This window comes from Roseofilum sp. SBFL, assembly GCF_017746885.1.
Taxonomy (GTDB): Bacteria; Cyanobacteriota; Cyanobacteriia; order Cyanobacteriales; family Desertifilaceae; genus Roseofilum.
The window spans coordinates 1-21,795 of sequence record NZ_JAGHZH010000022.1 but is presented as its reverse complement, the minus strand read 5'-3'; the positions used below and the strand labels follow the sequence as shown (position 1 = coordinate 21,795).

Below are 21,795 nucleotides of genomic sequence, written 5' to 3'. Positions count from 1 at the left end.
GGCCGTAAACCAAGGCGAACTTTTGCCGATTCACCAGTATGATAGAGGGGTGAATGGATTGTGAATAATATTGTCATGCTCTCCAATACTGCCGTCTATCCTGTCTGTTGGGATCGGGAAAATCAATGTGTGATTCTAATCGATCAAACTCGTTTACCTGGAGAATATACGACAGTCTCGATTGATAATTCTACCCAGATGGCGCGGGCGATTAAAACGATGATTGTTCGGGGAGCGCCTGCTATAGGCGTTTCGGCGGCTTATGGCATGGCATTGGGAGCCAGAGAAATTGCAACTGGAGATTCTACGGAGTTTCTGAAGCAACTTGAAGCGATCGCCGAAATGCTACGACAAACTCGCCCTACGGCAGTCAATTTGTTTTGGGCAATTGAACGGATGTTAGAGACAGCAAGAAGTATATCCAGTTCTGTGGGAGAGATTCAGGCTAAATTATTAGAAACGGCTCAAGAGATTCAATCCGACGATCTACAGACTTGTCAGGAAATAGGCAAACATGGGGTTAGCGTATTACCAGAAACTCCAGAGCGGTTAAATCTACTCACTCACTGCAACGCGGGCGCTTTGGCGACAGCCGGATATGGAACAGCATTGGGTGTCGTCAGGAGTGCCTGGGAAAATGGGCGTTTAAATCGGGTGTATGCCGATGAAACCCGTCCTCGGTTACAAGGGGCAAAACTGACTGCTTGGGAATGCGTACAAGAAGGCATCCCGGTTACGGTAATTACGGATAATATGGCAGCCCATTGTATGCAACAAGGAATGATTCATGCGGTAGTCGTGGGGGCAGATCGCATTAGCGCCAATGGCGATACCGCGAATAAAATTGGAACCTATAGTGTTGCCTTAGCAGCTAAAGCCCATAATATCCCCTTTTATGTGGCGGCTCCCCTGTCTACGGTAGATTTTAAGTTAGCCGATGGGGGAGAAATTCCGATTGAGGAGCGCGATAGTCAAGAAGTGGCTCAAGTGGGCGCAACACGGATTACTCCGAAAGGGGTAGAGTATTATAACCCGGCTTTTGATGTCACCCCGGCGGAGTTGATCGCGGCTATTATTACGGAAAAAGGTGCGGTTGCTCCCCAGGAGTTATATCAACTAGAAACTCAAACTTAAAAAAAAGATTTAATAGTATATCAAATCCGAATAATCCATTACAATCAATACAATTACTTACTGCAATCCTTCCATAGCATCTCCTTAATGCTGTGGCAGAATTTGGCATCCTAATCTTAATATCAGCAATGAAAATGAAACTCACTAAAAGTTTAACTTTGGCGATCGCTGCTGTTTTCCTGGTATTATTGTTGAGCGGCCACAATCGTGTATTGTCCCAAGAACACACCGGCTGTTTTATGGTCAATAACCAAGGAGAGGTTACCAATTTATCGACGATGTGCTCAGGAAGCGAGCAAATTTTAGGTACGGGAGATGTACAAGTAACTTTAAAATGGGCCACAACTGACGATTTGGATTTATCAGTTATCGACCCTAGTGGCGACGAAGTATTATATAGCAATACCCGCGTAGCATCCGGAGGCGAATTAGATGTTGACTCTAATGCAAACTGTGAGGAAACAACTGTAAATCCTGTGGAAAATGTGTTTTGGCCCACAGGGGGAGCACCTGCGGGAGATTATGTCGCTAAAGTTACGTTTTTTTCTCGCTGTCAACAATCTGTCCAAGAGGTTCCATTTAACGTTAGTTTGCTAGTCAAAGGAAACAGAACAGAGAATACTGGTAAGGTAAATATGGAAGATGAGACCGTAACTTTTCCATTTTCCCTATAGCCAATCTAGGGTTGAGTAACCTCTTGGAAAACGATTTTTTTCGCCTTGGCAAATGTCTCCGTCTATAGGGGATATAGCGATCGCGACCGCAAGAGAAAGAAAAGGGATCAATAGAAGTGCCCTTAATTTCTAATTGTTACAGTTTGAATGACCGAGAGGTAGGAGGTTAGAAACTCTTGTATTCCTCGATCGTGTAAAGCCTTTTGTATGTCTTGGAAGAGCCGATCGCGCTCTTGACCCTCTAACATGAGATAGGGCGATAAAGTGCTTAACAAACCCAGATAGCTGTCAATGGTATATTGGCGATCGCACATCACGCGATCGCAGCGGAGATGATCGAACACCTGAGAACGACTTAATGTTTCTTCTAACTGAGCTAAACGCTGCTTATGATCGTCTAAGCGATCGAAATGACCGAGGGAGGGATCGTAATGCTCATAGACCCGATCTAGAATAGCGCACACTTTCGGTTCGGGTCTAGGTGGCGTATTCCAGAGTAAAATCAGTGACCCATTGGGTTGCAAACATTCGACGATCTGGCGATCGCGCTCTTCTGGGGAAATCCAATGAAAAGAGCAGGCGGCAACCACTGCATCAAAGGTTGCTCCCTGGCGATCCCACTCTTCAAACGAGGAATTCACTAACCGCACATGAGCAAACGCCTCACTTTTTTTCCGCGCTAATTCATACGCAGCAAAGCTAGGCTCGAGTGCTACAATTAAATCCGTGATTTCTGCCAAATCAAACGTCAGGGTTCCGGGCCCGCATCCAATTTCCAACACCCGTGACTGAGCAGATAAAACACCCCAGTCTAGGGCGCGATCGAGTAAACTTTTCGGATACCGAGGTCGAGTGCGATCGTAAACTTCAGCAACTGATGAATACCAATCCTTTCTTACTTCTAAACTTTGGGATGAAACCCACTCTAAATACTCTTTTAAATCAGCCATCGATCGCAAAAACGACAAACGCAATGTGTGGTTAGGGGCGAAATACCCTTCGCCCCTAGAAAAAGCTTTCAGCAATTAACCCTGATTAATTCTTCGGCAACAACTCACCCAAAGCACTGAACAACCGTTCAATACTCTCCGGACGACTATTATGGCCCATTAAACCAATACGCCAAACCTTGCCCGCCAAATCACCCAAACCGCCACTAATCTCAATATTATAGTTATTCAGTAATTGCTGACGAATTTCAGCTTCTTGCACTCCATCCGGAACCCGAACCGTCGTCAGCGTCGGTAACCGCAACTCCTTGGGTACATGACAAGCCAATCCCAAATCAGCCAACCCATCCCAGAGCATTTGTGCATTCTTCTGATGGCGTTCCCATCGGGACTCTAACCCTTCTTCAGCCACCAAACACAGAGCCTCATAGAGAGCATAATTCATATTAATCGGAGCCGTATGGTGATAGGTGCGTTCCTTACCCCAATACTTGCTCACCAAGGAAACATCCAAATACCAATTGGCCACTTTGGTTTGCCGACGATGAATCTTATCCAAAGCCCGTTGATTCATGGTGAGAGGAGATGCTCCAGGAGGGCAACTTAAACCTTTTTGGCTACAGCTATAGGCTAAATCAATTTTCCAATCATCAATAAACAAGGGAAAACAACCCAAGCTAGTCACTGTATCTACAACCAGCAAACAACCAAACTCACGACACAAGTCTCCAACCCCTTCCAACGGTTGACGAACACCTGTTGAAGTTTCTGCATGGACGATACCCAAAATTGCAGGACGGTGGGTAGCAAGAGCAGACCGCAATTCTTCGAGGGAAAATGCTTCTCCCCAAGGCTTGTTAATTTGCCGTACATCCGCTCCATACCGGCCAGCCATATCCACCATACGGCGACCAAAATAGCCCTTAACAGCCACCAAAACCACGTCATTGGGTTCTATCGTATTCGCAAACGTGGTTTCCATGGCTGCGCTACCGGTTCCACTGACAGGAATTGTTAAGCTATTATCCGTCTGAAAGGTATAGCGCAATAACTCTTGGATCTCCCCCATCAACTTGAGGAAAGAAGGATCTAAGTGACCGACTTGGGGACGACTCATGGCCTCAATCACCCTTGGGTCAGCATTGGATGGCCCCGCACCCAATAGCAGACGGGGAGGCATCTCTAAACGAGGCGAAGAGAGTTTATGGGAATTATTAATTGCGAGGACAGCGGTCATGGAACTTGTGTGTACTAACTATACGTTGATTGAGCCTAAGAAACCCATCATACCGAACCGCTGTCTCTTATGATATTGCGTGTTGTTAAGTTGGGTTATCTCGCCTCCATGCTCTAAAATCAAGCCAATTTACCGCATTTAGTAGATATATCGATTAGACTCTTAAGTAAATCTAAAGGTTGGTCATTTTTGTCCCTCACTATGCAGGCCGCTCCCGAACAGCCCCTCAAACCCAATCCCCCTCTTCAACTGCTCTTATTTGTTGATAAGCGTCCCTATGCAGGAGAGCAAATTCGACAAATTCGTTGTCATATTCGCAATCTTGCTGAAGATCTAGATTTTGAGCTAATGGTGGTGGATGTGAGCGAGCAACCCCAACTGGCGGAAAACTTTAAGGTGGTGGCTACTCCGGCCTTAATTAAAATTCATCCCCAACCGAAGCAAACCTTAGCTGGGGGCAATTTGATTAATCTGATTGATAATTGGTGGCCGCGCTGGGTGCAGTCGGTTGAAGAATATTTAGAGCAGGAAGAATTGCTCGATTCAGATTCTTGCAAGCTGAGTTCCTCGATCGCCCATTCTGCTGAACTGATCCGCTTATCGGATGAAATTTTTCGTCTGCGTCAAGAGACGGTGGAGCTAAAGGAGCAATTACAGTTTAAAGACCGGATTATCGCTATGTTAGCCCACGATCTGCGCAATCCTTTAACGGCGGCGGCTTTAGCTGTTGAAACCTTGGAAATTGGCTATAGTGCAGACGATGGGCGCGCTTCCCGGTTTACCGCCACGTTAACGACTCAATTGCTTAAACATGCTCGTACGCAAATTAAAGCGATTGACCGGATGATTACGGATATTCTGCAAGTGGCCAAGGGAAGTAATACGCAAATCCAGGTTCACCCAGAGAAAATAGATCTGAAACCTTTGTTTATGAGAGTTTTAAAGAATTTTGATGAGCGATTGCAGTACAAGTCCCTGAATCTGGAAACGGATGTGCCTCAAGATTTACCTCTGGTCTATGCGGATTCGGAGCGGATTCACCAAGTGATGACTAATTTATTGGATAATGCAATTAAATATACACCTCCCAAAGGTTCAATCAAACTCTCTATTCTGCACCGCACGACTCAAAAGATTCAGGTGAGTCTTTGTGATACGGGACCGGGGATTCCGCCAGAAAAACAGGAAAAGATTTTTGAAGATCGGTTTCGCTTAGAGCGCGATCGCACTAAAGAAGGCTATGGTATCGGTCTGTCCCTCTGTCAGCGCATTATTCTCGCTCATTACGGGCAAATTTGGGTCGAATCTCTGGACAATCAGGGCAGTTGCTTCCACTTTACCCTACCGGTCTACCGTCCTTGAGCCTAGGCGCGAAAAAATTTGCTCTAGGGATTGACTTTTACCAAAATCTTGTGCTAGGTTAGTTAAGGTTTGGTTGTCTTACCATGGGTCGCTAACTCAACGGTAGAGTACTCGGCTTTTAACCGATTAGTTCCGGGTTCGAATCCCGGGCGACCCATAAATTCCTGAAGTAGGGGCGAAAGAAATTTCGCCCCTACAGTTTTTTAAAGAAAGCGCTATCAGTTATTGCGAATATCGAATCAACTATACTTTATAAATAGGCTCTAAAGGATTCAATTCAATCAATCCATGCAACACCCAAATCACCCAAAATGAACCCGTCAGACCATAGGTGAGAATACAAATTGATCCCAATGTGCCACTCAAGAGTAAGACAACCGGCACAAGTTTTAACGGGACTTTAGAGCCTAAACAAACCCTAATCACCTTATAGAACAGATAAATAATTAAACTGACTAAGGCGAATAACCACCATTCTTGTTTTGAAATCCAGTCGGTGGGATGGGGAACTAATAAAACACGGAAAATGAATTCTTCTAGGGCTACTGGAATGATTAAAAGGGTCAATCCTTTCCAGAAGCTTGGTACAGAATTGCCCTGAGCGAGGAAAGATGACCAAACCTGATGCCAGGATTGCTGAAAAGACTCTCCATTGACCCATTGCCAAAAACTATAACTCCAGGCTACAACTAGGGCGATCAATGCATATAAAGCTAACATTAAAATTAGGATGCTCCAATCTCGCCATTCTGGCCGTCCTAACGAGAGCAAAATCCGACCCGCAAGGGTGGAAATAATGGGAAATTGACCTAAAATTCCGGTAGGAGCAATGGGTTCTATGCTGCTATCCCATCCCCCCACTTGATTGGTGCGCAAAAACCAAAGTTGCCCTCCTTCGTCGAGAAAAACTTTGGCCATTTGGTCATAAGCAGAGCGTGGAAGTAAGGTTTGCCAACTTAACAGAGCATTTAATAAATCTTGATCCGTCACAAATCCATTACGAGCGTTTACACCAGATAAAAACTGGGCATTTTGTTTCCAATCTTCCCGAACAACCCCTTGAGGAGCAAGGGTTTTGGCTATATTTTCTCCTAATTCAACTAATTGAGATAAACGTTGGGTTTGGGGGTCATTGGGATGAGCGCGTAACCAAGTGACAATTTTGGGATTGTTGAGGATTTGTTGTTTAATTTGTTCGATGGTAATGTAGAGGGCTTGACTGGAATCTTGAACGCAGGAGGTGGCTGGAGTGACTTCTGCTACTCCGGTTCCATCCCCTGTGCGATACCGGGCCATCATGACTTGGAGTTGTATCCAAAATTCGCGGATGGGTGAGATGATTTCACCGTCAAAATTATAGTCCTGGGTTAAGGCATCAAGTTTAATGACTACATCGGAAACGGGGCGAGTTCCTAACCATCCGCGTTGCAGATTTCCCATGTAGTTTGTCCAAGTATGGGTTCCGGAAATAATGCCGTTTGGATTATGGGCGTAAACTTGCTGATAGAGAATGTCAAATTGTAGTTCTTGGGTGAAGGGGTCACGGACAACTTGGGCAATTCCGTAGGCAAAATGACCGGTTACGGTTCCGGCACTAATGGGTTCTCCGTTTTCGCCTCCAATTCCGCCAAAGAGATGCATAACGATCGCAGACTCTCCTTCGTTCCAGTATTGCACGGCTTGTTCTGGACGGGTAGCTGTCGGAGAGATGAGGAGACTTTGGGTTGTTCCTTTGCGTTCTTGAGTGTCTTTCCAATTGTAGTGCTGAATATAGTCGAGACCGTTTTGGCTGCCCAACAAGATACGATCGGGGTAGAGTTCAAAGAGCGATCGCGGCCTAATCCCTTGTACGATCAATTGTCCCTGTTCGTCTCTAGCTCCGTAAATATACCATCCTCGATCGCCCGCAGGGGACTTTTCGATGCCTTCAGGAGTGGATAACCAGCGGCCATTATTATCTAGAGGCTGTTGGGGAATGCGGACTGTTCCTTCTGGGCCGTTAAATTCTCCAGTTTCTGAATTATAGTGTTGAACTTTATACCACTGTGTCCGACAAGGTTCATCATCTGCACAAGTTGAGGGAAGAGGTTCTAGAATTTTCACTAACCCGTAAAAGCGTCCCGTGACTTGAATCGGTTCTAGGGCTGTTTGTAAAATTGCCGAGTTGGGACTGTTGGGAATGAACTTAACTTCATTTAAACGGACAATTAGATCGTCTTGGGGGCGCGCTCCAGCGAGGGACTGGAGGGGCCCAACTTGGGTGCGACCCTGGAGACGGGTGGGGATGACATTGCCTTGATTATAGTTTTCTAGGGCGCGATCGCTCAGGTTGACATCTGTAGTCACGATGTTGACATACTCGACAATCCGGGGAGTATCCTGCCATTCTAAGCGCACGGTTTTCCCTTCCCAAGCTTTCGCCTCTAGTGGTGTATGATACAGCTCTATCCAAGCCCAATCCGCAATAGACGAATTGGGAATAACGGTGTTCAACTCTTCAGTAGAGGGTAAAATCAACCGTCCTAACCATTCTCCTGTGCTGCGATAGTAGGGAGCAGCAATGGGTTGCACCGTAGGATAGAACCCAACCTGATTAAATGGTGCTTCAAGACTGAGGTAATAACTGGAGCGTTGCGTCGTTTGAGAAGATGCAGTAAGAGCAACTAGAGTCACTGTGATTATACTCAAAAGTGCCCGACCCATCCATCGTCTTATGTGTGTTGTTTTGCGCTGACCCATTGGCGATCACCTACCTTTCCACATCGTTGTCCCTTATCATAGGCAATATTGGAGTTCTAAGACCAGAGGATCTATGACTGAAGCATCAGCAACGGAAACAGGAACATTGGAAGAAAAACCAGAAGCGATCAAGCAACGCTTGAAAGCTCGATTTGCCAACGTTCCCCAAAATCGTAGCTTAGTTGATGAGTTGTTAGCAGAGCGGTGTAATGAAGCACAAAAGGAAGAAATCTAATGAATAATTAATAATGAATAATTAAATAATTTAAATAATTCCAGTTAGTTACAATATGTCATTAGTAAAGATCGATTTATAGTTTTGTGCCGGATTTTGAATAGAAAATTGACCTGATTCTTCCTTCACCAACATCAAGATATAGGGGGGTGAAAGCCAAGGATCGACCCATAGTTCTACAAATTACCATTTCAATTCTGACGTTGGCTCCAATTGGGAAGCTTCTGTATTTCTGACGGTCATTAAAAAGATAAACTATTCCTTCTTTTTGTAGCTCTCTTTGTGATTTTTCTGTACCGGGAAGATGTTTATCAATGAGACTGGTTCGACTGTCCCGCCCAATGTCTTGCTCAATACAACTCATTTCAAAGTAATCGGTTGCATAAGGTTTCTCCAGGTTCAAGGGGACTCAATTCCAATTTACCTCAATTATGCATGAAGATGCTGGCTTTTTGGATATTCTTGTTGAGTGTATTAATCACTTCCCCTTTACTGATTCGCACCAGTTGATAGACCCCTTGTTGATCTAAAACTTCATACTGTTGGGGTTCAAATTCCATGCTAGTGAAGTTTTTTAGTTCTCCTAAAATGAGCAAAGTTTCAGGAGTTTCTGGGTCTTGGATCAGGTTGCCGAGGGTAACGAGGGATTGTTGAGAATGATGCCCGTAGATGACTGCGTTTTCGGTATAGAAGGTAAGGCTGGGTTTCCAAAAACCGATCATCACTAGGGGTTCGCTGGGTTGTTGGGTTTGGGTGACAGTTTGGGCGAGTTCGCGCAGGGGGAGTTGTCGCTGTTGATCCATGATCTCGGTCATGGGGGTAACGATAAAGATCATAAAGGCGGCAAAAGCGATCGCATTAACCGTCCATAATCCGCGCCACCATTTGCCCAGTAGAGCAATAAATAAGACGATCGCCAGAATCGTATAATGCCCTGTAAATTGCAGGAGAAAACCCAATTCCTGTAAGGTTGTCCCCAAGTTAGGCATGGCGGGGTCGTTGCCTAGGGCAGGAGTAGCGAAAGGGGCAAGGGTTGCTAGGGCTAAACAGAGAATGATATTGGCAACACCGCTCCAGAAAAGTCCAGGGTTGAAGCGTTTCGAGTTGCCAGTTTCCGGTTCGCTCCAAACCAGAGCAACGAGAATACCGCAAGCTGGCATCAGGGGGAGGACGTAGCTGGGAAGTTTGGTGACGGCAATGGTGAAGAAGCCAAAAATGCAGATAAACCAGAAAAAGGCAAAGATTCGTAAATGCTGGCTGCGGGGTTGCCGCAACCAGGCGCGACGCTGCCAAAATCGGGTTTTGAAGAGGGCGATGGGAAGATAAACCGACCAGGGGAAAAAGCCGACGAAAATAGTGGGAATGTAGAAATACCAGGGCGCGGAGTGGTTATTAACGACGCTGGTAAAGCGCTCGATGTTGTGATAGCCAAAAAAGGAGTTGATGTAGTCCCAACCATTCGCCCAAGTGACGAGGATATACCAGGGGAGGGTGAGGGCAAAAAACAGAAGAACGCCCCCTTTCAAGTTCATTTCCCCTAAGACCAGCTTCAGGTTGCCCATGTAGGCTAAAAAGCAGACAATGATTAAGCCGGGCAGGACTATACCCACGGGGCCTTTCGTGAGGACAGCGAGGGCACAGAAGGCATAAAAGGCTTGATACCAGCGTTGTTTAGCTTGCCGTTCTGGAGTTGCGTAGGCAAAGAAGAAGGCCAAGAGGGCAGAACCAATGCCGGCACTCAGGAGCATGTCCGAGACTCCCATCCTTGCCCAGGCAATGGTTTGCACATTCATCACGATCGCCGTTCCACCAATGCAACCGGCGATCGCAAAGGGTTGGGTTTGTCCTGGGGAGCCTCCAAAGCGCCGCAGGGTGTAAAATCCAAACCAGCCCAGGAATATTGCCGCTAGAGCCGAAGGTAGGCGCACTGCCCAAGGGTTCACGCCAATCGCCTGATAACAGAGGGCGATCGCCCAATAGATCAGAGGCGGCTTATCAAACCGAGTTTCGCCATTAAAATAGGGCGTGATCCAATCCCCCGTCACCGTCATTTGCCGGGCTGCTTCAGCAAACAGGGGTTCAGTTTCATCCACCAAACCGATCTCGCCCAAGTTCCAGATCGTGGCAATGATGCCCATAGTCATTAGCCAAACTAAGCAGATCGTTGAGGCGATCGCCAGTTGAGGGGGTTTTGCTTTCTTCGTGGGTAACGACTCACCCATAACGGCTGCTCCAAAGTCCGTAAGTTATGCGATCTGACATTATACAACTCCCCCCAAGCATCTTTATTCACTCAATTTTTCCGGAATCTCAATCATAAACTCAGTTCCTTTCCCCAATTCTGATTCACAAGACAATTGACCGCCATGCTGATCGACAATAATGGAATAACTGGTGGATAAACCCAAACCCGTCCCCGATCCGACCTCTTTAGTTGTAAAAAATGGATCGAATATTCGCTTCATGTTCTCCGGAGCAATCCCCAGCCCATTATCAGCAATCCGAATTTGGATTTTACCATTAGTTAAACCTTGAGTTTCAATAGTAATTCGGGGAGCTTCACCATAACCTTCTAACGCATCAATAGCATTATTGAGTAAATTCAGGAATACTTGGTTTAACAAACCGGGATAACACTCAACAAAAGGCAATTTAGCGTATTTTTTAATCACCTGAATTCCATTCAATCTATTTTCAACCATAACCAACGTGCTATCCAGCCCTTCATGGATATCAACCTGTTTTTGGTTTGACTGATCCAAGTGAGAAAAATTCTTCAAAGACTTGACAATATTACCAATTCGATCGATCCCATATTTCATGGACTTAATCACATCTGGGAAGTCTTTTTTCATGAAATCCAGATCGATTTCCTCCGATCGCTGTAATATTTCTGGAGTAGAATTCCGACAGTTATCCTGATATAAACCAATCAAATCCATCAAGTCATCCACATATTCTTGAGTACAATTGAGATTCCCCATAATAAAATTAGCTGGATTATTAATTTCATGAGCAATCCCAGCAACCAACTTTCCTAAACTCGACATCTTTTCAGTTTGAATAAGTTGAGCCTGTGTTTGTCTCAATTCTTTCAACGCATCCTCTAATTCTTCTGCTTTTTTCCTATATTCATCAGACAAGACGCGCAGGGTTTGGAGTTGGCATAACTGAATTTGAGTTCTAATCCTAGCCAAAAGTTCTTTTTGATGTATGGGCTTAGTTAAATAATCATTTGCCCCGGCTTCCAAACCAGTAACAACATCCGTGATTTGATTTTTAGCTGTTAGCAGCAAAATAGGCAACTCATCCAAACCATAGGTTTCCCTCAGTTTTTCACAAACTTCATATCCGGTCATCCGAGGCATCATCACATCCAGTAACATCAAATCAGGTTTATTCTCTGAGTCGATCAGATCGAGAGCTTGTTGTCCATTATTTGCTTGAATCACGCGATAACTATAAGGGCTAAGATAATTCACCAGAACCTGCAAATTTACAGGTTCATCATCCACCACTAAAATCGTCCAGTTATTTCCCCGATCTGAAAGTTCTAAGTCGGGTTGATCTCGATCGGTTACTAAGGATATCTTTGGATTGACTACAGCTAAAGAGCTGACTTCTTGCATCTGAGATCGCTCGGAACTCTCTTGCTGTGCAGAAACCGGCAAAGTAAACTTAAATTGAGAGCCTACCCCCACTTCTGATTCAACCCTAATCTCACCTCCATGTAACTCTACTAATTTCTTAGTAATCGCTAGTCCTAAGCCTGTACCACTATATTGTCTATCGGTCGAGCTATCTGCTTGTTCAAAAGATTCAAAAATTCGGTCTAATTTATCGGCTGGAATACCGATACCCGTATCACTAACCGTTACCACGATCTGAGCGCGATCGATAGAATTTTGATCGATTTCTGCTGAGACTTTAATTTCACCTGTATCTGTAAATTTGATCGCATTACCAATCAAATTATGCATAATTTGTTGCAATCGATTTTCATCCGCATCCACCTGAGGGAGATCCCAAGCAATTTCATTAATTAACTTTAGATCTTTGTTAACAATTAACGTTTGACTAATGGCCAGTATGACCTCAACAATCACACTCAAGCTCACTGGATTGATTTGCAGTTGTATCTCTTTGTACCTAAGTTTCGAGAAATCCAAAATATCATTAATCAAGTTCGCCAATCGTCGTCCGCTAGCGACAATTAAGGACAAATTTTTATGGGTTATTTCAGACAGAGCATTATTGGGATTCCCCATCAAGGATTCCGCAATTCCAATAATTCCATTGAGAGGAGTTCGCAACTCATGAGACGTATTAGCCAAGAAATCATTTTTAATTTCGTCAAGTCGATGTAATTCTTGATTTTTAATCTCTAACTCTTGAATAAAACGCTTTCTTTCTAATTCTGCTTGTTTTCGATCTCTAATATCCTGGAATGCTGTAATTGCATAAATTATCTGTCCTTCTTCATCAAAAATTGGGGTAGCCCAAACCTCCATGGGAATCACTAGCCCTCTCTCATGTAGTTCTAGATCTTCGATATAAACAGTTTCTCCTTGCAGAGCTAACATGGATGGTAATTGCTCCTGTGGACAAGAACGATCCGTTCCTGCCAGATAAACGTTATATTCTCGAGAAAGTTCTATCGTCTCTGCACTCAATCGCTGATCTTGATTCAGAATTTGTTTTCCTCTGCGATTAAAATAAGAGGGCTGACCGCTCACTTCATACAGTGCAATACCGACTGGAACCGCTTCTAAAATTTGTTTCACTCGCTTTTCAGAAGCTTCTAAATTGGCATAAGATTCTTTCAATTGAGCTGCCATATTATTGAACGCTCGTCCCAAAACTCCCAATTCATCTTTCCGGTCAATATTAACGGGTTCATTAAATTTCCCTTCGGACAAAGCTTGGGCTGCCTCTTTGAGGGATAAAATGGGTTCCGTTACCCAACGAGCCGTAATTAAACCCGTCAGTATACTACCCAATAGAGCTGCAATACTCAATCCCAATGTATAGAGGTTATTTTTCTTGATTTGTTCTATAAAATCTGCTTCTGGAATGGTAACTACAATCAGCCAATCTAAACCTTGCTCATCCTGAAGACGACTAACCTTCACAAAGTGCCGTTCATTCTCAAACTGAAATTCCAGTTGTTGGGCCATATTAATGGTATTTGTTGTCAGATATTCTTTCAAGTATGCAGCAGTTCCTTTAACCAATGCATTCTGACTTTCAGTTCCCGAAATTCTAGTTTGCTCTCCATCAACTAATTTAAAGGGTTTTTCGGTTGTAGAGCTGGACACTAACATACCATCAGCTTCTATGATGAATGTTTCTCCCGTTTTACCCACTTCTAATTCCTGGAGGAAATCGTTGACTTGTCTGAGGACCGTGTTAACCGATAAAACTCCTAACAATTGGTTCTGCCGATCGTAGATGGGAACACTATTGGCAATGACCAACTCTGCATCATGTTTGGTAATATAAATTTGACTCCAAATTGATTGTCCGGCGGCTACGGCATCTTGGTACCAAGGTCTAGCTCGAGGGTCGTAACCTAGGTTGTTGAGACCTTCTAGTTCAAGTTGATTAGTATCGGGATTGAGAATATAGCGTTTAACATGAGGATCGATCGCTGGATCTAAGATATCTATTTTAACTAAACCATCTTTATCTAAAATGGCTCCAGCATACCGTCCTCCCAAGTCTATTCCCATGCAAATATTACTGGCTGTGCTTACCCATTGATGTTCTTGCCAAAAAAAACGAGCCATGGATTCGACATCATCTAAGCTCAATTTCCCCAGTTTTATTGCATCTTCATTAATTTTATTGATTAGAATTGGAGTTTCTCGGTAATGTTCTAAATGCTGTTCAATTCGATTCGTAATTTCACCTTGCAATTGTGTAGCAAGATTGTTGACGGCTTTCTGACCATTGCGATAGGAAAGATAACCTACTAGCCCAACAGTGGTACAAAGTTGAATCACAAAGGGAAGCACTAAAACCGTCCGTAGTGGAATTTTGGCTAGGTTTTTACTCACGAATTTCGGTAAAGTCTTCATGGTGATTAATGAATCGATTAACGCTTTGATGTGCCTTCTATCTTATTCAATTTTTTAGGTTTAGCAAGAGTTACAGTGTAAAACTTTATGAAATCACTATCATGAATTCTGGGGAATGATACAGCGCTTTGCGCTGTTATGAGGGACAGCGTTGAATCCTCAAAGCTATGTACCAAAAGCCTATTCCCTATTCCCTATTCCCTATTCCCTAGCGCAAAGCGCTATATCCGTGAATTTCCCAGTAAGATTAGAGTGCGTTATTTTCACAAATAACGCACCCTAGGCCATTAGGAAGGACTGGTTTCGAGCATGAGTTTGGAGCGTTTCAGGGGTTCAGGGATGGCGATGGGATAATTGCCAGTGAAGCAAGCAGAACAGAAGTTACTTTGATGATCTCCTGTGGCGTGATGCATAGCTTCCCAACTCAGGTAAGCTAAAGAATCTACACCAATTTGTTGGCAAATGTCATCTACAGATTTAGTTGCGGCAATGAGTTGATCTTGATTGTCGGTGTCAATGCCGTAGAAACAGGGATGAGTGACGGGAGGGGAGGAAATTCGCATATGAACTTCTGTTGCTCCTGCATCGCGGATAGCTTTGACGAGTTTCTTACTGGTGGTTCCCCGCACAATAGAGTCATCGACTAAAATAATCCGTTTTCCAGAGAGGACATCTTTGAGGGGGTTAAGTTTCATGCGAATCCCAGATTCGCGCATCGCTTGGGTGGGTTGAATAAATGTGCGACCCACATATCGGTTTTTAATTAACCCTTCGGCAAAGGGAATACCGGACACTTCCGAAAATCCGATCGCCGCTGGAATTCCTGAATCGGGTACACCAATCACTAAATCGGCATCCGTAAAGGACTCTTTGGCTAAATAATGACCCAACCGTTTGCGATAGGTATAGATGGTCTCTTCCTCGACTACACTATCGGGACGAGAGAAGTAAATCATCTCAAAAATACAGAGTTTGGGTTGGGGTTTTTGAGTCCAATGGAAGGAGGCTAACCCTTCTTCGGTGATCCAAACCAGTTCACCGGGTTCGACATCCCGCAAATATTCCGCACCAATAATATCTAGGGCACAAGTTTCTGAAGCCAACACATACTGACAGGGATTTTGTCCCAATGTACCAATCACTAGGGGCCGGATGCCATGGGGGTCGCGAACTCCCATAATACCGTCCGGTGTGCCAATGACTAAACTATAGGCTCCTTGGCAATAGTTAAACGCCGAGATTGCCCCATCTAACCAATCTTTACCTCGATCTACTTCTGTGGCCATGGCCAAGGCAATCATTTCTGAGTCTGTTGTGGTCACAAACGTATGATCGTTTTGGGTAAGTTTTTCCCGCAGTTCCACAACATTGACAATGTTGCCATTATGTGCTAGAGCGAGAGACCCTAGTCGGGTCTCTACGATCGCTGGTTGGGCATTAGCCGCCCGTGAGGAGCCAGTTGTGGAATAGCGGACATGACCTACCGCACTTTCCCCCACTAAACGATTGAGGATTGATTCATTAAAGACTTGGGAGACTAAGCCCATATCTTTATGGTGATTCACTTGTCTATTGCTAAAGGTAGCAATGCCTGCGGATTCTTGTCCCCGATGTTGGAGGGCATAAAGACCAAAATAGGTGAGTTTGGACACCTCTTCTGAGGGGGCATATACGCCAAACACACCACAAGCTTCCTGGGGTTTATCAGCATGATTGGGATTCAAAACATCAAGCTCCATAGGTTCGATGGGGGTAGTATGCGGTATCACGTTGTTAGTTTGGTTTGTCTGAATTTAGGGTAGCTCAGATTAAAAAAAGGAATAGGGAATGGGGAATAGGCAAGAGACAAGAGACAAGAGAATCGACTGGGTTTGACCCTTTCCTTGAATAGCCTACATTTGGATACCTAATTTTATTTTAAGGTTTTCTTAACAAATTAGCATAAGAAATTTAATCTGATTTTCTGATGGAAGAGATCGGGAGATCGAGGGATTGGGGGATGGCGATCGCCCATTTCGGATACCGTAGCCATTAAAATACTTGTAAAACACTTGTTCCGATCGATACCACTCACTCTATTAGACCATGACCCGTCCATCCGTGCCTTTTGATTTTATTCGGTTTCTCAAAGCATCTCGCCCTAGCGATACCATTGATGTGAGCAAACCGGAACAGAAAAAGCTATACATTGATTTTACTGAGGTCAGGGGTGATACGGTGATCACCGAGCTATTCGAGCATATCACGGAGGTTTATCCCGATGAACCGACCTGTAATCTGTTTACCGGACACATTGGATGTGGTAAATCCACGGAACTGCTGAAGCTCAAAGCGCAACTGGAAGAGATTGGATTTTATACCATTTATTTTGCCTCTAGTGAAGACTTAGAATTAGCGGATGTGGATATTGGCGATGTATTATTGGCGATCGCCCGTCGAATTTCCCAGGGACTCGAAGAACTACAACTTCCCCCAGCGCAAGGACTACGGGGGTTGTTAACCCGAACCACAGACCTATTGCAAACTGAATTTAATCTCACAGAAGTAGAAGTTGGTATTCCCAAAAGTGAAACCCTGCCTCAAGTCGGCGTTAAAGCGAATTCAGAAGGCTTCTCGTTAGGCGTGGGAATTGCTAAAATTACTGCTAAAGCTAAAGGAGATACTCAACTCAGACAGAAGCTGAATCAATTTTTAGGGCCGCAAAAAAATGAATTAATCCAAGCGATTAACAAAGAACTCATTCAGCCTGCCATTGAACTCTTAAAACAACAAAATAAGCAAGGTTTAGTCATTATAGTCGATAACTTAGACCGGATTGATGCCACCCGGAAATCTTGGGATCGTCCCCAACAAGAATACTTGTTTATTGATCAAGCCGAATTTCTGCAAAAATTCCAATGCCATCTGGTCTATACCATGCCCTTAGCCTTGCGGTTTTGTGATGAATATGGCCGTTTAATGACCCGCTATCCAGATTCGCCGAAACTCTTGCCCATGGTACGGATTAAGGATAAAAATCGCCAAGATTTCCGCGCAGGGATGGATAAAATGAGGCAAATGGTTTTAGCCAGAGCTTTTCCGGATTTGAGTGAAGACGAACGGCTGAACAAAGTTACAGAACTCTTTGAGGATAGCTCTACTTTAGATCTTCTCTGTCGTACCAGTGGCGGTCATGTCCGGGATTTACTGCAACTGTTAACCGAGTGGATTTCTAAAGACCGGAAAAAGGGAAAACTTACCCGTAAAAGCTTAGATTTAGTTATTCGTCAGCGACGCAGTAATATGATGTTGCAGATTGATGATGCTGAATGGGAACTCTTGCGACAAGTACAACAGACTCAGCAGGTGAGCGGGGATGAAAATTACGATAAGTTAATCCATTCTCGTTTAGTATTCGAGTATCAAGAAGATGGGGTATCCTGGTTTGATATTAATCCCATTTTGCAAGGCGCAGAACAACTGGGGAATGGGGAATAGGGAATAGGGAATGGGGAATGGGTGAAAAAATGGATATACAAGAACGAACGGGAAATTTTGCAGTACGAGTGATAAGAGCTTATGTAGAACTGAGTAAACGGAATTATGATGATGCAGGAAAAGTATTAGCTAAACAGTTTTTAAGAAGCGGCACATCGATTGGAGCCAACTGTGCCGAAGCTACTTATGCTCAATCCCGGAATGATCTGATTTCTAAATATTCTATAGCAATTAAAGAAGCCTCAGAAACTCAATACTGGATTAAAATTATGATTAACGCTCAATTGGTCTCTCAAAAAAGGTTTACTGCCATGCAAGACGAGTTAACCACCATCATCAAGATTCTAACCACTATCATCAACAAACTCAAATCAAACTATCCATAAAAAACTCCTATTCCCTATTCCCTATTCCCTAAACCCCTTCCCTAACTATGATTGCTCTGAGTCTCGAAAATCTGGATAGCCTAGACAGCCTCAACTGGACGCTAGAAGCCTCTAGCGGTGAGTTTGCGCTGATGATTGCTTGTTGTAATTATGGTGATTTGCAGCAGGCATTAATCGATGAGTTAGTGAAGAGGTCTGACTTGCACATCAAGGTGGTGAAATTGCAGGAAGGGGAGATTTCTTTGTTGAATGCGCTACACCGAGAAATATCCGATCAAGAAACATCGGAGGGCAATGAAAATCCTATTCCCTATTCCCTAATGCTTACGGGTTGGGAGCAAGTCGAGCAATTGGAGAAACTCTTGGCTTCGGTGAATCAGGTGCGGGAGTCTCTGAAGGGGGAGTTTCCTGTGCCGATGGTGTTTTGGGTGAATCAGGGAGTCTTGAAAACGTTGCTGAAATCGGCTCCTGATTTGGCCAGTTGGGCAAGTCACTATCAGTTTCGGCTGCCTTCAGCAGAATTGAATGGGTGGTTAGGGGAGCGGGTGGAATGTTTTCAAGATGGGGTGATTTCTCCGCAAGACGCAAAAGAACTGGCAATGGCACTGGAGGCGGTGCAACGGGATATTGAAGAGGAGGGAGCAACCCTGAGCGCTGAAGGGAGAGCGCATCTGGAAATGTTGTTGGGGTTGGCTGCTGTGCCTTATGGGGATAATGGCCAGATTGAGGAAGCTATTGGGCATTATCAAGCGGCGCTGGAGATTTGGCAAGGGCAGGGAAATCTGGAGCAACAAGGCTATGTGTGCAGTCAGTTGGCGTATGCCTATTTTCGGAAAGCATTTCCGACGAGGGAGAATGTGCAGTTTGTGCCGCCGAAGTTATTTAAGGAACTGAGAGAGGAACAACGGCGCAAGGGTTCAGAATGGCAGGCGGCGTATGGGTATGTGCAGCGCACGTTGGCGCTGTGGGAAGAAGCGGGAACGTTGGAGAATGTGGCGAGGACGTTTCATCGCTGGTTGGGAATTTTGCGGTATTTGGAGCATTGGGACTTGTTCGCACAGTTGGCGCGTCAGGTGATTCCGTTCCATGAAGATGGGGAGAAATGGCCGAAGCGTTATCGGTTGCGGGATTATTCGGTGTTAGCAGAGGTGGCGTTTGAGCAGGAGCAGTGGGAGGAGGCAGAGCAGTGGAGCGAGAAGGTATTGCCGGAAGCGGCAAATGAAGACTCGAATCAATATTATGTGGTGCTGTCGCGGTTGATTTTGGCGAAAGTTTATCGCCGTCGGGGAGAGAGGGACGCGGCGATTGAGCAGTTGCAGAGGGTGCGGGAGTCGGGGGTAGAGCGTGCGCCGAGGCTGCATGTGGAAGCGTTGGAGTTGTTGAGCGTGTTGTTGTTTGAGCGCCAGGATTATCTGGAAGCCTATGAGGTGAAGCGGGAGTTACGGACGGCGGAGTTTGAGTATAACTTTCGCGGGTTTGTGGGGGCGAGTCGGTTGACATGCAGACCTCATCAACGGGGCGTGGCGACGGAAATTCGGGCTGCGGGGAGAGAGGAGGCGGTTAAGCAGTTGGTGGAGCGGGTGTTGGATACGGATCATGCGGTAACGGCGATTTATGGGTATTCGGGGGTAGGGAAGAGTTCGTTGATTCAAGCGGGGTTAGTTCCGGCGTTGGAAGAGAAGGTACATCGAGACCGGATTATTCCGATTGTGTTGCGGCGGTATGGGGATTGGCAAGGGCAGATTGGGGAGCAGTTGGAGCGGTTTGGGTTAGGGAATAGGGAATGGGGAATGGGGAATGGGGGAGAGGGAATAGGGAATGGGGAATGGGGAATGGGGAACAGCCCTTCGATTCGGCTCAGGGAAAAGACTGCGCTTAGGGAACAGCCCTTCGACTGCGCTCAGGGCACGTCATGGACTGAGGGGGATTTGTTGCGGGTTTGGCGGGCGGCTGAGGGTGGTTATGAGCGGATTGTGTTGATTTTTGATCAGTTTGAGGAGTTTTTCTTTGAGTTTCGCACAAGGGGGGAGCGCAGGCCGCTGTTTGGGTTGCTGGCGGAGGGGTTGGAGCGGTGTCCAGGGCTGCAAGTGGTGATTTCGATTCGCCAGGATTTTATTCATTTTTTGTTTGAGGAGCGGGAACTGCCACGGGTGGGGGATTTGCTCAGTCGAGAGAATTGCTATCCGTTGTCTTATTTTCGGCCGGATGAGGCGGTGGAGATTATTCGGCGGTTGACCGAGAAGACGAGTTTTCACCCGGAAGAGGCGCTCTTGGAGCGACTGGTGGAGGATTTGGCGGGAGAAGGGGAAGAGGTGATTCCGATTGAGTTGCAGATTGTGGGGAGTCAGTTGGAGGACAGTTATATTACGCGGTTGGAGGAGTACGAGCGGCTGAATGAGGGGGTGTTGGAGCCGAAAACGGAGCTGGTGCGGCGTTATATTGAGACGGTTGTGAAAGATTGTGGCACAGAACATGAGCGATCGGCGTATTGGGTGTTGTTTTTGTTGACGGATGAAGACTTGCGCCGGCCGGTGAAGACGGAAGAGGAACTTAAACGGGAGGTACGGCAAAAGATAGAGGAGGCAGACTTATCCCTGGTGTTGAAGATTTTGGTGGGTTCGGGGTTGGTGCTGTTGATAGAGGAGCGAGGGGAAGCGGGCTATCAGTTGGTGCATGATTATTTGGTGCGCTATGTGCGGGAGCAAGCACCGGAAGTGCGACAGTTGCAGGAGAAACTGGAGCGGGAGCAAGGGAAGCGGGAAGCTGCTGAACGGAGTTTAGCTGAGATTGAGAACAAAGTGCGGCGGAGCCGTTGGCAATTGGGGTTGACTTCTGTGGCTTCGGTGCTGATTCTTGCTGGGACGGTTGGGTTAGTTTATCGCGCTAGGGTGGAGCGAAAACTGGCTCTAGACGGAACTCGATGGGAACGGTTGGGGGTTAAAACTCTACGGCAATTTGAGAATGTGCCCAGTCAGCCGTTGGAAGCTTTGCATTCTGCCCTACAAACTGCTCAAGAGTTGTACCCTCAAGTGGTCAATCAGCCCATTGCTGAGTACGTGGCCTATAGTCCCATTTCAACATTGCAACAAGTTAGCCACACTATTAGGGAGCAGAATAAGATTCCTCACCAGGCTCCGGTCACGGAGGTAGTCTTTTCCCCTGACGGAAGCACCCTGGCCACTAGCAGCACTGACAACACCGCCAAGATAACGGCAGTCGAGAGTGGGCAAATCCTGCACACCATTACTCACCAGCTTCCCATCACGGGAGTGGTCTTTTCCCCCAACGGACACTACCTGGCCACGAGCAGCAGAGACAAAACGGTTAAGATTACAGAAGTAAAGAGTGGGCAAACCCTGCACACCATTGCTCACGAGGATTGGGTCACGGGAGTAGTCTTTTCCCCCGACGGAAGCACCCTGGCCACGAGCAGCAGGGACAACAGCGCCAAGATAACAGAAGTAAAGAGTGGGCAAACCCTGCACACCATTGCTCACGAGGATTGGGTCACGGGAGTAGTC

The 21,795-nt window shown here is 45.7% G+C and carries 14 protein-coding genes and 1 tRNA gene; 8 read left to right on the top strand and 7 right to left on the bottom strand.

Going from position 1 to position 21,795, the window contains the following annotated elements; translation table 11 throughout:
- Positions 1–75 precede the first annotated feature (75 nt).
- Positions 76–1,134 carry an S-methyl-5-thioribose-1-phosphate isomerase gene (gene mtnA, locus J7545_RS01890; RefSeq protein WP_413038765.1) on the top strand — a complete coding sequence of 353 codons (1,059 nt, stop codon included), beginning with the start codon at positions 76–78 and terminating at the stop codon, positions 1,132–1,134.
- 134 nt (positions 1,135–1,268) lie between these two features.
- Positions 1,269–1,808 (top strand): hypothetical protein, encoded by a 540-nt coding sequence (locus tag J7545_RS01885; RefSeq protein ID WP_318701382.1) that lies wholly within the window; start codon positions 1,269–1,271, stop codon positions 1,806–1,808.
- A 122-nt stretch (positions 1,809–1,930) separates the two neighbouring features.
- Here J7545_RS01885 and J7545_RS01880 read toward each other — a convergent pair whose 3' ends face one another.
- Both J7545_RS01880 and J7545_RS01875 read right to left on the bottom strand, forming a co-directional pair.
- On the bottom strand, positions 1,931–2,758 hold the full coding sequence (locus J7545_RS01880) for a class I SAM-dependent methyltransferase (protein WP_318701381.1): 828 nt from the start codon (positions 2,756–2,758) through the stop codon (positions 1,931–1,933).
- Between the two features lie 85 nt (positions 2,759–2,843).
- Positions 2,844–3,995, bottom strand: coding sequence for an alanine--glyoxylate aminotransferase family protein (locus tag J7545_RS01875; RefSeq protein WP_318701380.1), 1,152 nt, complete (start codon positions 3,993–3,995; stop codon positions 2,844–2,846).
- A gap of 201 nt (positions 3,996–4,196) precedes the next feature.
- Here J7545_RS01875 and J7545_RS01870 point away from each other — a divergent pair, with 201 nt between their 5' ends.
- Both J7545_RS01870 and J7545_RS01865 read left to right on the top strand, forming a co-directional pair.
- The gene (locus tag J7545_RS01870) at positions 4,197–5,357 is read left to right on the top strand and encodes a histidine kinase (protein WP_318719059.1); all 1,161 of its coding nucleotides are present in this window, start codon (positions 4,197–4,199) and stop codon (positions 5,355–5,357) included.
- Positions 5,358–5,442: 85 nt separating this feature from the next.
- Positions 5,443–5,514: transfer RNA gene (locus J7545_RS01865), tRNA-Lys, on the top strand.
- A gap of 86 nt (positions 5,515–5,600) precedes the next feature.
- Here the strand turns inward: J7545_RS01865 and J7545_RS01860 are convergent.
- Positions 5,601–8,030 carry a type II CAAX prenyl endopeptidase Rce1 family protein gene (locus tag J7545_RS01860; RefSeq protein WP_318719058.1) on the bottom strand — a complete coding sequence of 810 codons (2,430 nt, stop codon included), beginning with the start codon at positions 8,028–8,030 and terminating at the stop codon, positions 5,601–5,603.
- A 139-nt stretch (positions 8,031–8,169) separates the two neighbouring features.
- Here J7545_RS01860 and J7545_RS01855 point away from each other — a divergent pair, with 139 nt between their 5' ends.
- A complete protein-coding gene (locus J7545_RS01855) occupies positions 8,170–8,331 on the top strand; it encodes a hypothetical protein (protein WP_318701376.1) in 162 nt (53 codons plus the stop codon).
- 76 nt (positions 8,332–8,407) lie between these two features.
- Here the strand turns inward: J7545_RS01855 and J7545_RS01850 are convergent, their stop codons facing one another.
- From J7545_RS01850 to purF, 4 genes are all read right to left on the bottom strand, one after another.
- Positions 8,408–8,734 carry a DUF6972 family protein gene (locus J7545_RS01850; RefSeq protein ID WP_318719057.1) on the bottom strand — a complete coding sequence of 109 codons (327 nt, stop codon included), beginning with the start codon at positions 8,732–8,734 and terminating at the stop codon, positions 8,408–8,410.
- Between the two features lie 22 nt (positions 8,735–8,756).
- On the bottom strand, positions 8,757–10,553 hold the full coding sequence (locus J7545_RS01845) for a glycosyltransferase family 39 protein (RefSeq protein WP_318719056.1): 1,797 nt from the start codon (positions 10,551–10,553) through the stop codon (positions 8,757–8,759).
- 63 nt (positions 10,554–10,616) lie between these two features.
- Complete coding sequence (locus J7545_RS01840; RefSeq protein ID WP_318719055.1) at positions 10,617–14,411, bottom strand: ATP-binding protein; 3,795 nt, start codon at positions 14,409–14,411, stop codon at positions 10,617–10,619.
- A 287-nt stretch (positions 14,412–14,698) separates the two neighbouring features.
- Entirely contained in the window at positions 14,699–16,150 is a 1,452-nt protein-coding gene (gene purF, locus J7545_RS01835; protein ID WP_318719054.1) for an amidophosphoribosyltransferase, read from the bottom strand.
- 346 nt (positions 16,151–16,496) lie between these two features.
- Here purF and J7545_RS01830 point away from each other — a divergent pair, with 346 nt between their 5' ends.
- The 3 genes from J7545_RS01830 to J7545_RS01820 form a co-directional block, all read left to right on the top strand.
- A complete protein-coding gene (locus J7545_RS01830; RefSeq protein ID WP_318701372.1) occupies positions 16,497–17,888 on the top strand; it encodes a hypothetical protein in 1,392 nt (463 codons plus the stop codon).
- A 17-nt stretch (positions 17,889–17,905) separates the two neighbouring features.
- The gene (locus J7545_RS01825; protein WP_318701371.1) at positions 17,906–18,274 is read left to right on the top strand and encodes a four helix bundle protein; all 369 of its coding nucleotides are present in this window, start codon (positions 17,906–17,908) and stop codon (positions 18,272–18,274) included.
- Positions 18,275–18,321: 47 nt separating this feature from the next.
- On the top strand, positions 18,322–21,795 hold a 3,474-nt coding region (locus J7545_RS01820), incomplete at its 3' end, for a hypothetical protein (protein ID WP_413039279.1).

Coding starts and splice junctions, on each gene's coding strand:
- J7545_RS01885 (WP_318701382.1), top strand. CDS start 1,269: ATGAAACTCACTAAAAGTTTAACTTTGGCGATCGCTGCTGTTTTCCTG.
- purF (WP_318719054.1), bottom strand. CDS start 16,150: ATGGAGCTTGATGTTTTGAATCCCAATCATGCTGATAAACCCCAGGAA.
- J7545_RS01825 (WP_318701371.1), top strand. CDS start 17,906: ATGGGTGAAAAAATGGATATACAAGAACGAACGGGAAATTTTGCAGTA.
- mtnA (WP_413038765.1), top strand. CDS start 76: ATGCTCTCCAATACTGCCGTCTATCCTGTCTGTTGGGATCGGGAAAAT.
- J7545_RS01875 (WP_318701380.1), bottom strand. CDS start 3,995: ATGACCGCTGTCCTCGCAATTAATAATTCCCATAAACTCTCTTCGCCT.
- J7545_RS01845 (WP_318719056.1), bottom strand. CDS start 10,553: ATGGGTGAGTCGTTACCCACGAAGAAAGCAAAACCCCCTCAACTGGCG.
- J7545_RS01830 (WP_318701372.1), top strand. CDS start 16,497: ATGACCCGTCCATCCGTGCCTTTTGATTTTATTCGGTTTCTCAAAGCA.
- J7545_RS01870 (WP_318719059.1), top strand. CDS start 4,197: ATGCAGGCCGCTCCCGAACAGCCCCTCAAACCCAATCCCCCTCTTCAA.
- J7545_RS01855 (WP_318701376.1), top strand. CDS start 8,170: ATGACTGAAGCATCAGCAACGGAAACAGGAACATTGGAAGAAAAACCA.
- J7545_RS01840 (WP_318719055.1), bottom strand. CDS start 14,411: ATGAAGACTTTACCGAAATTCGTGAGTAAAAACCTAGCCAAAATTCCA.
- J7545_RS01880 (WP_318701381.1), bottom strand. CDS start 2,758: ATGGCTGATTTAAAAGAGTATTTAGAGTGGGTTTCATCCCAAAGTTTA.